Origin of the sequence: Polyangium mundeleinium, assembly GCF_028369105.1 — a bacterium.
Lineage (GTDB): Bacteria > Myxococcota_A > Polyangia > Polyangiales > Polyangiaceae > Polyangium > Polyangium mundeleinium.
The window spans coordinates 873,651-888,006 of sequence record NZ_JAQNDO010000001.1 but is presented as its reverse complement, the minus strand read 5'-3'; the positions used below and the strand labels follow the sequence as shown (position 1 = coordinate 888,006).

General features: G+C 69.7%; 14 protein-coding genes. 4 read left to right on the top strand and 10 right to left on the bottom strand.

The window, feature by feature from the left end:
* Position 1 precedes the first annotated feature (1 nt).
* Positions 2 to 1,036, bottom strand: a complete 1,035-nt coding sequence (locus POL67_RS03680) for a Rieske 2Fe-2S domain-containing protein (RefSeq protein ID WP_271915639.1) — start codon at positions 1,034 to 1,036, stop codon at positions 2 to 4.
* Between the two features lie 45 nt (positions 1,037 to 1,081).
* On the opposite strand from POL67_RS03680, the gene POL67_RS03675 reads away from it, so the two are divergent.
* The gene (locus tag POL67_RS03675) at positions 1,082 to 2,131 is read left to right on the top strand and encodes an AraC family transcriptional regulator (RefSeq protein ID WP_271915638.1); all 1,050 of its coding nucleotides are present in this window, start codon (positions 1,082 to 1,084) and stop codon (positions 2,129 to 2,131) included.
* A gap of 4 nt (positions 2,132 to 2,135) precedes the next feature.
* On the opposite strand, the gene POL67_RS03670 is transcribed toward POL67_RS03675, so the two are convergent.
* The 6 genes from POL67_RS03670 to POL67_RS03645 all read right to left on the bottom strand — a co-directional run bounded on the left by POL67_RS03670 (position 2,136) and on the right by POL67_RS03645 (position 8,187).
* Positions 2,136 to 2,762 (bottom strand): hypothetical protein, encoded by a 627-nt coding sequence (locus tag POL67_RS03670; protein WP_271915637.1) that lies wholly within the window; start codon positions 2,760 to 2,762, stop codon positions 2,136 to 2,138.
* Positions 2,763 to 2,886: 124 nt separating this feature from the next.
* A complete protein-coding gene (locus tag POL67_RS03665; protein ID WP_271915636.1) occupies positions 2,887 to 4,743 on the bottom strand; it encodes an IgGFc-binding protein in 1,857 nt (618 codons plus the stop codon).
* Positions 4,743 to 5,216: an MYXO-CTERM sorting domain-containing protein gene (locus tag POL67_RS03660; RefSeq protein ID WP_271915635.1), complete on the bottom strand. Its 474-nt coding sequence runs from the start codon at positions 5,214 to 5,216 to the stop codon at positions 4,743 to 4,745. The genes POL67_RS03665 and POL67_RS03660 overlap by 1 nt, the downstream gene beginning before the upstream one ends.
* A 26-nt stretch (positions 5,217 to 5,242) precedes the next feature.
* Complete coding sequence (locus POL67_RS03655) at positions 5,243 to 6,223, bottom strand: P1 family peptidase (protein ID WP_271915634.1); 981 nt, start codon at positions 6,221 to 6,223, stop codon at positions 5,243 to 5,245.
* A 16-nt stretch (positions 6,224 to 6,239) separates the two neighbouring features.
* Positions 6,240 to 7,454 carry a DmpA family aminopeptidase gene (locus tag POL67_RS03650; RefSeq protein WP_271915633.1) on the bottom strand — a complete coding sequence of 405 codons (1,215 nt, stop codon included), beginning with the start codon at positions 7,452 to 7,454 and terminating at the stop codon, positions 6,240 to 6,242.
* A 73-nt stretch (positions 7,455 to 7,527) separates the two neighbouring features.
* Positions 7,528 to 8,187 (bottom strand): TetR/AcrR family transcriptional regulator, encoded by a 660-nt coding sequence (locus tag POL67_RS03645; RefSeq protein ID WP_271915632.1) that lies wholly within the window; start codon positions 8,185 to 8,187, stop codon positions 7,528 to 7,530.
* A 162-nt stretch (positions 8,188 to 8,349) separates the two neighbouring features.
* Between POL67_RS03645 and POL67_RS03640 the strand changes: the two genes are divergently transcribed.
* The gene (locus tag POL67_RS03640; protein ID WP_271915631.1) at positions 8,350 to 9,615 is read left to right on the top strand and encodes a monooxygenase; all 1,266 of its coding nucleotides are present in this window, start codon (positions 8,350 to 8,352) and stop codon (positions 9,613 to 9,615) included.
* A gap of 10 nt (positions 9,616 to 9,625) precedes the next feature.
* On the opposite strand, the gene POL67_RS03635 is transcribed toward POL67_RS03640, so the two are convergent.
* Both POL67_RS03635 and POL67_RS03630 read right to left on the bottom strand, forming a co-directional pair.
* Positions 9,626 to 10,267 carry a response regulator gene (locus POL67_RS03635; RefSeq protein ID WP_271915630.1) on the bottom strand — a complete coding sequence of 214 codons (642 nt, stop codon included), beginning with the start codon at positions 10,265 to 10,267 and terminating at the stop codon, positions 9,626 to 9,628.
* Positions 10,264 to 11,412 (bottom strand): sensor histidine kinase, encoded by a 1,149-nt coding sequence (locus POL67_RS03630; protein WP_271915629.1) that lies wholly within the window; start codon positions 11,410 to 11,412, stop codon positions 10,264 to 10,266. Before POL67_RS03630 ends, POL67_RS03635 begins: the two co-directional genes overlap by 4 nt.
* 119 nt (positions 11,413 to 11,531) lie before the next feature.
* On the opposite strand from POL67_RS03630, the gene POL67_RS03625 reads away from it, so the two are divergent.
* The gene (locus POL67_RS03625) at positions 11,532 to 12,773 is read left to right on the top strand and encodes an alpha/beta hydrolase family protein (RefSeq protein ID WP_271915628.1); all 1,242 of its coding nucleotides are present in this window, start codon (positions 11,532 to 11,534) and stop codon (positions 12,771 to 12,773) included.
* Between the two features lie 7 nt (positions 12,774 to 12,780).
* On the opposite strand, the gene POL67_RS03620 is transcribed toward POL67_RS03625, so the two are convergent.
* Positions 12,781 to 13,140 carry a hypothetical protein gene (locus tag POL67_RS03620; RefSeq protein ID WP_271915627.1) on the bottom strand — a complete coding sequence of 120 codons (360 nt, stop codon included), beginning with the start codon at positions 13,138 to 13,140 and terminating at the stop codon, positions 12,781 to 12,783.
* 90 nt (positions 13,141 to 13,230) lie between these two features.
* On the opposite strand from POL67_RS03620, the gene POL67_RS03615 reads away from it, so the two are divergent.
* A complete protein-coding gene (locus POL67_RS03615) occupies positions 13,231 to 14,316 on the top strand; it encodes a class I SAM-dependent methyltransferase (RefSeq protein WP_271915626.1) in 1,086 nt (361 codons plus the stop codon).
* The last annotated feature ends 40 nt before the right edge of the window (positions 14,317 to 14,356 follow it).

Here is a 14,356-nt window from a genome sequence, read left to right as displayed (position 1 = left end):
GCTACCCCTGCCCCTCACCCGGGACGCGCGCCGCATCCGTACCGCGCACGGCGCGGAAAAACAGCTTGTGCCATTGCGCGATGCCGAGGTCCGCGCGAACGAGTTTTTGATCACGAACGTCCGGCTCGCGGGGCGTCGTCGACATCAGCATGCGTTGATCATCCGGCTGCACCAGCGCGAACTCGGCCCACAAGGAGAGCGCCGCGAGGAGTTTTCCCACGACGGGCAGCTCCACGAAGTATCGCGCGAAGATCCACGTCGCCTCGCGATCGACCGGCGTGCACGCGACGATACCGGACAAACGCGGTCCGAAGCGGAGGAACACGAGCCCAGGCAGCCGCGCATCGATCCGAGCGCTGAAGCCACGCTCCGGGCCGTCTCCGGGTCTCCGCAGCGCGCCGAACGTGCTTACCGTGCCCCCCTCGACTTTTACCTCGTACGGGTCGAGCCGCGTTCCAATGCCACGCAGATACCGGCCGTGCGCGAAGGGCACGTGGTGCAGGTCGAGCATCCCCTCCATCACGCGGAGCTGCGGCAGCGGCCACACGGTCTCGTGGTCCCACGCATGTCGATCCGTTTCGGGTAGGTCCTCGAACCAAGGCAGCGGAGGCCGGTCCGAAGCGCCATCCCCATGCCATAGCCACACCAGGCCGCGGTGCTCACGCACCTCGTATCGACGAATGGAAAGATCACGTCGGCTCGGCTTGCCTTCGGGCTCGCAGGGCATCGCCGTGCATTCGCCGTCGGTCCCGAAACGAAACCCATGATACGGGCATGCGAGCTCGCCCGAGATCACGCAGCCAAGGCCGAGGTCCGCCCCGCGATGGGGGCACCGCGCGTCGTGGGCCACGATTTTGCCGCTCGCGTCGCGCCAGAGGACGACGAACCGGCCCAGCCGCCGCACGGTCTGCGGTCGCTCGCGGACGAGGCGCGCGGACGCGATGGGATACCAGCAATCACGCGGGAGCGGAGGCTCCCCGCCTTCGAGCATCGGAAGCGAGTGTCTTTCGCCGCGCGTCCGTTGTGGCATGTTCATGAGCTCCTCGATGGTCGAGGATGCGCACGCCGAGGCCCCTCGTCAGTGACATCGGACGCCAAAAACGCTGACTTCGCGCGACAACCGACCCACAACGCGCGCCTCGCAGGCCGCATCGTCGACGTCGCCGCGGCGAGCGGGGCAGATACCGCGGCCCTCTGCCGCGCGGCAGGTCTGTCGGGCGTGGACCTCGGGTCGCCGGAGACGCGCGTGCCCCTCACCTCGATCTACACGCTCGTGGAGAACGCCGCCGTCGCGGTCGGCGAGCCGCTCTTCGGCGTGAAGGTCGCGTCCGGCGTCGATGTCGAAATCTTCGACGTGCTCGGCTTCCTCGTGCTCACGAGCCCCACGTTCGGCGTGGCCATGGAGCGCATCCTGCGGTACCAGCGCCTCTGGAACGACGGCGAACGGTATTCGCTCGTCGTCGCGGCGGGGCGCGCGCATCTGCGGTACGAGCCCTTCGGCGCAGCACGACCGGCGCACCGCCTCATGGCCGAGATGTTTGCCTTCGACGTCGGCGTGAATGCGCCCAAGCTCGTCGCCGAGCCCGTCTCCCCCGAGGTCATACGATTTCGAGGCGAACCACCTCCCGACCACGCAGCCTATAGAGCCGTATTCCATGCGCCCGTGACCTTCGGCTCCCCGATCGACGAGGTGGTCCTGCCCGCGGACCTTTTCGAGAGGGCCATGCCGCTCGCCAACGAGGCCATGCACGCGTACTTCCAGCGCCATGCCGACGCGGCGCTCGCGCGGCTTGGCCCCGAGACTTCGCTCCTCTCTCGATTGCGTACGTTCGTCGCCGATCGCCTGCCCGAAGGCGGCGCATCCCTCGCCGCGGCCGCGGCCTCTCTCGGCATGAGCGGACGTACGCTGCAGCGGCGTTTGCGCGCGGAGGGCACGTCGTTCGAAGACCTCGTCGACGGCGTCCGCCGCGCACGCGCCATGGCCTACCTCGACGCGCGCGTCTCCCTTGCGGAGGTCGCCTATCTCCTGGGGTATGCGGAGCCGAGCGTGTTTCACCGCGCATTCAAGCGGTGGACGGGCATGTCCCCCGAAACGTGGCGGGCGGCGAACACGCGTGAAACGTCGCGCTGAGGGCTCAGCTCGGCGGCGGGCCCTCGTTCTCGAGGTGCTTCTGCAAGAGCCCGAGCTTGTTCCGCGCAGAGAGGACCTGCTGTCGCAGCGACTCCGCCTCGCGCGAGAGGTCGTGCGCTTCGGCCTCGCGGGCGTCGTGCATAAGCTGCTGCGCGCCCTCGACCACCGCGCCGAGCCCTTCGAGCGCCTGCGCAATCGAGGCCCGGAGCTCCGTGCGATCGGAGCCGTCCCCGGGCTCGCGTTTGACCCCCGCGGCGCGCTGCATGATCACGTTGACCTCGGCCGCCCGCGCGCCGAGCTGCGCGAACCGCTCACGCAGCTCCAGGAACTTCGCGGCACGCGCGTCGATCTCGACCACGCGGGCGTTGATCGTCGCCGCCGCCGCGGCCTGCCGGTCGCGCGCGGCGTTCACGGCCTCGACGAGCGACTTCAGGTGCTCGGCGAAGCGCGCTTGCGAAGCCGCGGCGTCACTCGTGGCCCGCGCCGCCTGCTCGAGCCCCTTCTGCGAGTTCAGCGGCGCCCGCCCGACGCCCGCGGCGAGCTCCTCGAAGCGCCGCAGCTCCTGCTCCAGGGAAAGTGCTGCGGCCGAAAGCTCACCTCCCTCGTCACGACGACGATCGTCCTTGCTCATACGATGAGCATACCCACGCGGGCGTGCGGCGCGCCATAACCAATACGCACCACGCGCGCGCGAGGACGCGGGCGGGCCCGCCCTTGCCGGTCGTCGGGGCCGGACGAACGCTCTGCGCGTTCGTTCATTTGGGCACGGGCGGGATCACCACGTCGGTGATGGTGACGGCGTATCCACCGGCGGGATACGCATACGACGAATAGCTGTCGAGGCCCCATACCACGAGCCCGAACGGCCCGTCGCTCTTGGCCGTGTGCCGGCCGTTCTGGCAGCCGTTCACGCCCACCTCGGCGCGCATCAGATCCACCGTCGTCACCTCGAATCGGCCGTCCGAACCGGCCGGCTTCCACCCGGAGATGGCGCCCAGGCAATCGACGGTGACCTCGGAAAAACCCTTGCTCGTCTTCACCCGCGTGAGCGAGAGGTTCGTCGTCGGATAGGCGGGGTCCGTGAAGAAGACGTAGTTCGAGAGGAACTGCTCCGGCGGCAGCATGATCACGAATTCCTCGTCGCCGAGGTTCTTCTCGAAATTCGGCGCCGTCGCGCCCTCGCGTGTGCCGCCCGGGATGTTGCTGGTATCCATGATCTGCGCGATCGAGAAGGGATGCGCCCCGTCCTGGCTCGACACGCGGAACGGGCCTGTCGCCTGGAAATCGGCAATCTGGCCTTGCGCGAGCGCCTGGGGCGCGCCGGCCACGGGCGGATCGAACGTGAGCGTCGTGCCGTCCGCGACGCCGACGATGCGATAGTGGATGTTCTCAGGCTGGAGATCCTTCCTGCGTGTCTCGTAAGGCGCGGCCACGTATTCGTTCGCGAGCGCCGAGACCGGCAAGATCTGCTGGTGCGTGGCCTCGCCGCCGGGCGCCGGCACGGGCTGCAGCCGGAAGAAGCGGTTTCCCGTGATGACGGCGACGGGTTTGTCGCTGAGCACCACGCTCCCGGACGGATCCGGCGAGCTCGTCGGGAGCTCCCATTGCAAATACTCCCCGGCCGAGAGCGTGAAGCTCGCCGGCATTCCCTTCGGCGCCGCGGGGAAATCAGCGCCCGCGGGCAGGTCGACGGTCGGGAGGAGGTCAACTTTCGTATTGTCCTCGGTCGCGAGGACGTGCGCGAAGATCGGCCCCGGCGGCATGGCCGTGCCCTTGGGCGTGGCCATCACGATGTAGTTCGTGCCCCACGCCGAGGTCGGGAAAAGAAGCTGCGCGCTCGGGAAAAAGGACTCGGCGCCGCCGTACGGGAGAATGTCGTACGCGCTCACGGGCGTGTCAGAGACGATGTGGAACGCCTCGCCGCGCCCCGTGCCCGGGACGAGCGTCGGCGCCTCGATCGCGGGCGGAACCGGGCAGGTCAGCGATTTGCCCGTCTCCGGCATGATCGAATTCGGATCGTGCGAGAGGAAAAGCACCGCGACCTCGCCCTCCGGAATGCCCTCCGCGGGCACCGCGGGCCACGACGATTCGGGCATGCCGTTCTTGGGGATCCGGCCGAAGCCCGTCACGTCGAACGATTGCCCGCCGCGCGTGACGGACACCTTCGCGGGCCGAGGCCAGGTGTTCGTCAAGAAAACCGCAAAGCAGGGCGGGAGCGCCGGTGGATAGGAGCCCGGGGTCGTGACGCGGAAATTGCAGCCGACGTTGCCTTTGCTCTCGGCGGCGGCGTCGCAGGCGGGCGCGCACGCCCCATCGAGGCAACCTTGATCGGCGGGACAAACCGAGACGACCTGCCCGGCCTCGTCGACGATCGAGCGCAGATCGGGGCTACAAGCGAGGGCGCCGTTCGCGTCGGGCCCGCCGTCGAAGAACACGGCCCCTTCGCCGCCCGTACCGCCGGTGCCGCCCGCGCCGCCGTTCGCGCCGCCGCCCGAGGCCCCGCTGCCCTGGGTATCCTGGCCACACGTCCACGTCGCGAACGCGACGCAGAGGGCGAGCGTGCCCTGGACCGCCGTCACGCCCGCTGCCCGCATCTTCGACACCGTCCTCATCACCGCCTCCGCTCTGAATCTCCCGAAGCGCCCGTCGCCCTGGATATCCGACGACGCCGCGTCCACGCAATCCCCAAGCCGGCCGCGAACACGAGCATCCCAGCGCCCTCCGCGGCCCCCGCCGTCGTGCACCCGCCGCAGCCGCCGCCGACCACGCGTGTCTCGGGCTTCGCGCCCGCCGGGCAGAAGAAGACCACATCGCCGGCTCCCTGCTTGTGGCGACAAGCCTCCGCGAGCCCTTTTTCGCGAAGGGGACCAGCGCACCGATCGAATTCCGGCTGATCACCAGGGTCCCGACCATAGGACCAGTAGCATTGCTGACAGCCGAGCCCTTCGACGTCGCAAACGTTGTGGGGCCCCGCCACGTCGGCCACAGCAACGGCGGTGAAGGTCGAAATCAAGGTGAGAAGGACGGTCGAGAAGAAGATGCGCACGTGCGCCTTGTAGCCCATGGCGTGGGAACTGTCGATCACCTCTCGGACTTACACGCGGCTTCCGGTCAACGCCCAGCGAATGCAAGGGACGCCACGATCTCGGCATGCGCCTTTTCGACCGTGCGCCCCTTCCGCCCCGTCACCGCGGTCGCTTCTCCGAGCGCCTTTCCCAGCGCCGCCCGCGACGCGCGGGCCGCCGCGTCGAAGAGCGGGCCGAGCCCGTCGTCCCCGAGCCTGCGCGCCTCGTAAAGCCGCCCCGGCGGCGCCGTGAGTGATCCGTCGATCGTATTCGCCACCGAAAACGCGAGCGCGAGCCGCCCCTCCTCGCCGCCAATCGTCACGGCCGCGTCGATCCCCCGAATGGCCGCTTCGCCAAGCAATCGAAGCTCCGCGGGAAACAGCGGCGCGTCCGTCGCGACGATCGCCACGAATCCGGGCGAAACCACGCGCACGGCGCTCGTCCCGCGTGGCGCCCCCCCATTCGCCGCGAGGAGCACGCCCACGACGAATGCATCGCTCCCGACGCGCGCCGCCGCCGCAGCGTCCCCCACGCCGCCCTTGAACCCGAGGGCCACGAGCCCGCGGCCCACGCCCACGCTCCCGCAGGCCGGCGGTTCGCCTCGCGCCGCTTCGCAGGCCGCGAGCACGTCGTCGTGTTTTACCCGCCGGCGCCGGAGGTCATTCAAATACCCATCGTCGATTCCCACCACGATGGGCGGCCATCCATCGTCGACCGGCAGCTCCGGGTCCCGCTTGTGCCCCCGCGTGATCAACGCGTCGTAGGCCGCGCCCACGCTCGTCGCATTGCAAAGCACGATCGGGGATGCGAACGTGCCGAAGTCCTCCGCCACCTCCACGCCCGTCCACGAAAGCCCTCCGCCGGCCGCGTAGGCGCCGAGGGAAAACTTTCGATGCCACACGGACGGCGGGCACGGCATCACCACGGTCACGCCCGTCTGCACGTCGCCCTCGGCCACGGTCAGGTGCGCGACCTCGACGCCGGAGACGTCGGTGATCGAATTGCGTAACGTGCGCTCGGCCGGCATGGTCTCCGTGTGGCTCCTAGCGCCCCGGAATCGGGCGCCCGTACTTGCGCATGATCTCCGGCAACCGGTCGAGCGGCAATGCGTGGGCCGTGTTTCCGTGAATCCCGTTCATCGTCCGGGCCATCGCGAGGGCATTGAGCACGGCCTCCTCCGTGGCCTCGACCGCCGCCTCGTGCGCCACGCTGATGTGCTCGTCGTTCCAGACGGACGCCACCGTCGAGGCTGCTCCGCGCCGGACGCGGACGCCCGTCGAAAAGAAAAGCAGGAGATCCCCCGATCCGTGCATCGAGACCGCTCCGGTCCGCGCGAGCCCGAGCGCCATCCGCTTCGCGAGGCGGCCGAGCTGCAACGGTGTCATCGGCGCGTCGGTGGCGCCGATGATCAAAATCGATTTCGACTTCCGTCCCTCGTACGGCATTCCCTCGGTGATCTCACGACCCACCGGCACCCCGTCGATCCGGAGCTGCGCCCTCCTGCCGTGGTTCGTCTGCACGAGCACGCCGAGCGTGTAATTCCCCATCGCGGCAGGCAGGCGCCGCGACGCGGTTCCGATCCCGCCCTTGAACTCGTAACACAACATGCCCGTGCCGCCGCCCACGGCCCCCTCCTCGACAGGCCCGCTGCGCGCCGCCGAGATCGCCTCACGCACGTGCTCCTCCGTGAGGTGTCGGCCCTCGGCGTCATGAAGAAACGCCGCCCAGGTCTCGCCCACGACCGGCGTGGGCACAGGCGCGCTGTCGCCGATCTCCGGATACCTGTCGAGCATCCACGCGAGCGCACCGTCCATCACGCGGCCGATGTTCGAGGTGTCGGTCAGGAAAATCGGCGTCTCCAAAAGGCCACGCCGATCAAGCGTGGAGACCCCCGTGAGCTCACCATTGCCGTTCAACGTGAAGCGTGCCGCGGGGACATTGTCCCGCCAAACGTCGTCGCCGGGCATGATCACGGTCACGCCGGTGCGGATCGGCCCGCGGCCGGGCACGAGCGGGCCTTCGCCTTCGATACGCGTCACGTGCCCCACGCGCACGCCGGGCACGTCGGTGATCGCATTCCAGCGGCCGGGCGTGAGCGAGCCGATGGCGATGCCGAGGTCCCGGATCCTCCGGCGGGCGGGCGGCGCGCGAGGCGCCTCGGCCGGTACGACGCTGCATCCTGCGCTGATGGCGGCGAGCGCGCCGCCGGCCAGGAGCGCGCGGCGCGAGACTCTCCCGGTGTCGCTCTTCACGGCCATCAGCGCGAGTATGGAGGTTCGAAGCGCCGTTGGGAAGCGCTTCGTGCGCGTCGCGGATGACCTCCCTCGCCTTTCAGGCAGGGTCGCGCCGCCGCTTGCGGTCTCGGGGGCGGCTCTGCGCTTCGGGGCGATCGCCGAGGAGCTGCCGGACGAGCAGGCGCGCGAACGGCGCGGCCCCCGCAGGCGCGTGAAGGGCGTGGGGGACGAACCCCTCGCAAAGGCGCGGCGCGAGGCAAACCATGTGAATGGCGGACCAGAATGCGGCGACGCGGAGGCGTTGCTCTTCCTCCGAGCCCGCCGGCAAGGCGGGGCGTACGCGACGGAAAAACCCTTCGAGGAAGTCGCGATATTGCTGGACGGCCTTGCCCGTGTAGTCTTGGCGGACGATGGCGTCGTGCAGGTGCGCCGCGCTGAGGCGCGGGTACCGGACGGCGTCCGGGAAAAACGCCGGCACGAAGCGCTCGAGCGCCGCGCGAACGTCCCCGCCCTCGGCCTCGACGAAGGTGTCGAGCTCGCGGAGCTGCTCGCCGAGGCCATTCTCCAGCGTGCGCGCGAGCACCTCCTCGACGAGGCGTTCTTTGCTCCCGAAATAGTAGTTGATCGCGGCAACGTTCACGCCCGCTTCCAGGGCGATCGCGCGCACCGTGAGGGCCTCGATCCCTTCCCGCGCGACGACCTCGATCGCGGCCTCGAGGATCCGCTCACGCGCGCCGCCTTGCTCGCCGTCCCTCACGGCCCTGGTCTTAGCCCAGATCCCGCGAGGCGGTCGAGTCCCCTCCCGCGGTCGGCGTCGAAATCCTGCTGCTCGTTGAACGAACCGGTCACCTCAAACAACTGTTTGAAACAACCGTTTGAACCGCCGCGCCGTGGAGCGCGCAGGCGGGAGAGGTGCGTCATGAGGGAAGGAAACGCCTGGAAAAAGCAGGCATCGAGGATCGTCTTTTTGGGAGCCGTGGTCGCGTTGGCGCCGGCATGCGGCGCCGAGCCGACGCCCGCGCCCACGTGGTATCGGGACATCCAGCCGCTGGTCGATCGATCGTGCGCCGCGTGCCACGACGGGAGCGGCGTGGGCCGTTTGAACCTGCAGGACGCTGCGACGGCGCGGGCGCTCGCCCCCACGATGGCCGCGCGCGTGGAGGCAGGCGAGATGCCGCCCCCCGCGCTCGACCCTTCGTGCCGGCCTTATGCGGACGCGGAGCGGATGTACCTCGGCGCGGAAGATCGCGCGCGTTTTCGCGCCTGGGCCGACGCGGGGGCGCCGCTCGGCGATCCGAGCGAGGCCACGGCAAAGCCGGGAAACGTCGCGCACATCGACGACCCGGACCTCGTGCTCGAAATGCCCGAGGCGCACGAGGTCGCCCCAGACGACGACGGCAACGAATACTGGTGCGTGGTGCTCGACAATCCGCTCGCGACGCCCACGTGGATCAAGGCGATCGAGGCTGTGCCCGGCGACCCGCTCGTCGTGCATCACATCGGGCTCTACCGGGACGCGGGGCACGACGCGGGCGCGGGGTACGGCGTGCCGCCGGGCACGAAGGGATTTTCGTGCCGGGATCCGGTGCTGGAGCTCGATTGGCAGCTCCTGCATGCGTTCGCGCCGGGCGTCTCCGTGATGGAGCTCCCGAAGGACACGGGCATCCGGCTCGACCCCGGCGAGCAGATCGTGATGCAGATGCATTATTACGCCCCCAAACCGGGCGCGCTCGATCGGTCGGCGTACCGGATGCGCCTCGCGACGGAGGCGCCCGCCGCGGAGGTCTTCATGGACGTCTTCGGCCCGGTACCGTTCACGGTCCCCGCGGGCGTCTCGCAGCACGTCGAGCGGAGCGTGATCACGAACGAGGGCGCGCCGACCACGATCTACGGCCTCCTGCCACACATGCACCTGCTCGGTCGCTCGTACGACGCATGGATCGAGGACGACGCGGGCGGGCGGGCGTGCGTCGCGCGTGGGGATTTCGATTTCCACCACCAGGCGCTTTACGTGTTCGACGAGCCAATGCAGTGGCAGCCGGGGCAGCGGCTCGTCACCGAGTGCACCTGGGACAACTCGGCGACTGGAAAAGGACAAACCCATTTCCCGCCGCTCGACGTCGCCTGGGGCGAGGGGACGAACCAGGAGATGTGCTTCCTCGTGGCGTACCTGTCGCGGCCTTGAAGCGCTCCCGCTAGATGTAGCCGAGCTCGATCGCCCGGAGCACGGCCTTCGTCCGATCACGCACGCCGAGCTTCGAGAAGATGCTCGACGCGTGGTTTTTCACGGTCCCCTCGGCCGTGCCCAGCATCTCGGCGATCTCGCGGTTGCTCGCCCCCGAGGCCATGAGGCGCAGGACCTCGACCTCGCGCGCCGTGAGCGCGGTGGGCGGCTCGATCACGGTGACATCGGGCTTCAAGCGATCGAGCCCGCGCAGCACGCGCTCGGTGATCGCCGGGTTCCAGAGCGTCCCGCCCGAGGCGACCGCGCGGATCGCCTCGGCGAGCTGCTCGAGGCCGATGTCCTTCAGCAAAAATCCCCGCGCGCCGAGCCGGATCCCCGCGGCGGCGACCGCGTCGTCGTCGAACGTCGTGAGCAGGATCGTGGGCGGCACCTTGGGCTTTCCGCGGAGCGCCGTGAGCACGTCGAGCCCTGTCTTCCGCGGCATTCGTACGTCGAGCAGGAGCACGTCGAGCGCGGTCGTCGCCACGATCGCGAGCGCCTCCTCCCCGTCGCTCGCCTCGGCGGCGACCCGGATGTCGGGCGTGAGCGCGAGCAGGCTCTTGATGCCCTGCCGCACGAGCGTTTGATCGTCCGCGAGCAAAACGTGAATCACGGCGCAGCCATCGTCCCCGCGCGCGGCGGGACGACCGCGCGCCATTCAAAACCTTTGCCCGGACCGGGCGTCACGGTCAAGGCCCCGCCGAGCGCCTCGATCCGCTCGCGCAAACCCGAAAGGCCGCTGCCCTCGATGGCTCCCTCCGCGCCGCGCCCGTCGTCGCGCGCTTCGAGCACGAGGCCCTCCGGCCCCGCGGCGAGCCGGATCCACAAATTCTCCGCGCCGCCGTGGCGCGCCGCATTGGTGATCGCCTCCTGCACGCCACGGAAGAGCGCGTGGGCCAGGGCGTCGTCGTCAATCACGAGCCCCTCGGCGAGATCGACGTGCACCTGCGGACGCGGCACCCCCGCGGCGAGCGCCTCGATCGCGCGCGGCAGGTCGAGCGTGCGCTCCTCGCGCATCGCGCGCACGACGCCGCGCACCTCGGAGAGCGTGCTCTTCGCGAGCTCGTGCGCCCGCGCGAGGGCCTCTTCGCCCGGCGAGGTGCGGCGCGCGAGCTCCAGGTGGATGCTCATCGCCGTGAGGTGATGGCCCACGGCATCGTGCAACTCGCGCGCGATGTGCAGCCGCTCGGCCGTGCGCGCGCTCTCGGCGAGCATCACCTGCGCGGCGCGAAGCTCGGCGTTGACCCGCGAAAGCTCGGCGCGCGCGGCCGCCTCGTGCCGCGCCACCGTCCCGATCGTGGTCGCGAAAAGCTGAAAGCCGAGCACGCCCGCCGTCCAGAACGCCGCCTGCGGCACGTCGGCACGCCCGACGTAAAAGGGGAAGATCGCCACGGTCTGCACCGCGACCCAGCCGAGCGCCGCGCCTCGCGACAAGAGGAGCGACGCCTGCGCCGCGACGATCGCCAAGAGGCCCGCTTCGAGCCACAGGTTCCGTAGATGAACGAGCACGAGCGCGGAGATCGATTGCACGGCGAGCAGCACGAGCCGGCTCTTGGGCCCGAGCCTGTCGAGCCGCGACGCGCTCGTCACGAACGCCCCGAGGTACGCCGTGTGCGCCACGAAGCTCGCGGCCACGGTCGCATCGCCCAGGCTCGCCGGGTCCCGCGCGAGTGGCAGCAGGAACGGCTGGGCGATCGCGGCCCACGCCAGCGTCCCCGCCACGAAAAGCAGCATCCGGGTGGGCGGCGGCCGGTCCATGCGCGGGGCATCGTAGCGCCTCCCACGCTCGCCTGTGCCGAAAGTCATGGTGGAAATCGACCAAGGACCATGACCAGCGGCACAGGCCCCCTCTTCTTTCGCGCCCCACGATGGAGGTCATGGCGAACGTCACCTCGCTCCTCTCGACCTCGAACGAACCCCACACCACGGACGGCGCCGCGCCCTGCTACGCTGCCGGCGCGATGACCGAGACGAAGGCGGCGGAGGCGCCTCGCAAGCGGCGGCGAATCGGGCGAGGGGTGCTCCTCGTGCTGCTCGCGGCGATCGTGCTCCTCGCGCGTCCCGCGGATCGGCACCTGCGCGCGGCCTCGCTCCTCTTGCGCTTCGCGGACGAACACGCGCAAGGGTTCTTGCCGGAGTACGGAAAACACACGCTGGACGAGAGCCTGACCGAGGTGCCCTCCGCGCGTGGCCCGGTGCGGGCGCGCGTGTATTCACCCGTGGGCGTCGCGAATGCGCCGGGCGTGGTGATCGTGCACGGCGTCCATCGACTCGCCATCGACGAGCCGCGCCTCATGCGGTTCGCCCGCGCGATCGCGGCCTCGGGCGTCGTCGTGCTCACGCCCGAGGTGAAGGAGATCGCCGATTATCGCATCGATGCGGCCTCGATCGAGACGCTCGGCGCAGCCGCGCATTCGCTGCGCGAGCGCCTCGGCGACAGGCCCGTGGGCCTCATGGGCATGAGCTTCGCGGGCGGGCTCGCGCTCCGCGCGGCGTCGGATGGGGCGTTTGCCAAGGACATCGGGTTTGTCGTGGCGATCGGGGCGCACCACGACATGCGGCGCGTGCTCGAGTTTTTCAAGAAGAACGAGACCTCGTGGCCGGACGGGCACAAGGAGGCGCTCACCGCGCACCCGTATGGCGCGCTCGTCCTGCTTTATTCGCACGTCGAGGCCCTGGTGCCGCCGGCCGACGCGGCCGCGGCGCGCGACGCAATCCGGCTCTGGCTCTGGGATGATCGCGAGGCCTCGAAGGCGAAGCTCGCGGAGCTCAGCGCCGAGGCGCGGGCCAAGGTGGAGGCTCTGCTCGAAGGAAAGGCCGACGTGCCGGCGCTCATCGACGAGATTGCAAAACACCCCGAGCAAGCGCTCTCCGTCTCGCCCGCGGGGCACCTCGGCGAGCTGCACGCCCCCGTGTTTTTGCTTCACGGCGCGACGGATTCGGTGATTCCGGCGTCGGAGACCCAATGGCTCGCCCACGACGTCCCGCCGGCGCTCCTCCGCGCCTCGCTCGTGACGCCGGCGGTCGAGCATGTCGAGCTCCGCGGGGAGCCGTCGCTCGCGCAGCAATGGGAGCTCGTCCGGTTCATGGCGGGCGTGCTCGACGTGGCGAAGGAGTGAGGGCTGCTTACTGCGTGCAGGCCAGATAGACGCGCAGCGCTTCGAGATCGGTCTCGTTCAGCTTGCCGGTCGGGGGCATCGCGCCTGCCGCGGCCTCGCTGTACATCTCCGCCGCCTCGGCCCTCACCTCGTCCGCCGACGAGAAATCGATCCCCCCCGCCGGCGTACCGTTCGCGTAATTCGGATTGTGGCATACCGTGCAGGAATTGGCGAGCACGCTCAGGCCCGCCGTCTGTTGTGCGGACGAGTCGGTCGGGCACGCACCGAGCCCCTCGCTGTCGCTGCCGCAACCCGCGAGGGCGCCAAACGCAGCCAGGGAGAACGACAGGAAGCACACAAGCGTCTTCATATCTGTAAGTGTGGACATAATTTCCACTCTACGGGGATGGCGCGACGTGGCAACACGAAACTGCGGCCCCGTTGCCTTCCTGTTTCCGTTGGGGCAAGGATGCGCCCCATGAAACGACGACTGCTTGCGCTGGCCCTCCTGGCCATGCCGATGCTCGCTTGTGGCCCCTCCACGCCGGAGGCGGCAACCCCCGAGGGGACGACCACCGAGACGCCCCCCGCGACGACCGCCGCTCCCACGGCCACGCCGGAAGCCGCGCCCACGGCGACGCCGACGGCCGCGCCCGCGGCCGCGCCCTCGCCCGAGGAGCTCAAGAAGGCCAAGGCGGCCCAGGAGCTCGCCGCCGACCGCGCGAAGTGGGAGGCCGAGGCCAAGGCCGAGGACACGCGCTTCACGCCGGAGATCCACGCCGAGGCGAAGAAGCTCGCCGAGGCGAAGTACGCGTCGCTCGACGCCGCGCTCAAGGCCGTGCTCGCGGGCAAACACCGCGTGCCCAAGAACCTCGAGCGCGACAAGTACCGCCACCCGACGGAGACGCTGAAGTTCTTCGGCCTCACGCCGAAGCTGACGGTGCTCGAATACGGCCCCGGCGAGGGCTGGTGGACGGAGCTGCTCGCGCCCACGCTGGCGACGCAGGGCAAGCTCCTGGTCACGACGACCGACCCGAAGGGCCCGGCCGACGCGCGGAGCACGTTCTACGGGCAGCGCCTCGCGCGCTTCCTCGATCGCGCGCCCGAGCTCTACAGCAAGGTCGACCGCATCGTGATCGACGGGAAGAACCCGAAATTCGGCCTGGAAAACAAGGTCGATCTGGTGATCGTGATGCGCTCGCTCCACGGCCTGCACCGCGACAAACTCCTGCCCGGCTTCCTCGGCGAGGTGTTCAAGGCGCTGAAGCCCGGCGGCGTGCTCGGCATCGAGCAGCACCGCGCCAAGGCCGACGCGGACCCGGACAAGAGCGCGGAGCAGGGCTACCTGCCCGAGGCGTTCGTGATCAAGCAGGCCGAGGCCGCGGGCTTCAAGCTCGAAGGCAAGTCCGAGGTCAACGCGAACCCGAAGGACACGAAGGACTACCCCGAAGGCGTCTGGACCCTGCCGCCCACGCTGGAGCTCGGCGACAAGGACAAGGACAAGTACATGGCCATCGGCGAGAGCGATCGGATGACGCTCAAGTTCGTGAAGCCGAAGAAGTAATTCCCTCGCACGACCCAAGAACGGGGGCGCATCGGACAAA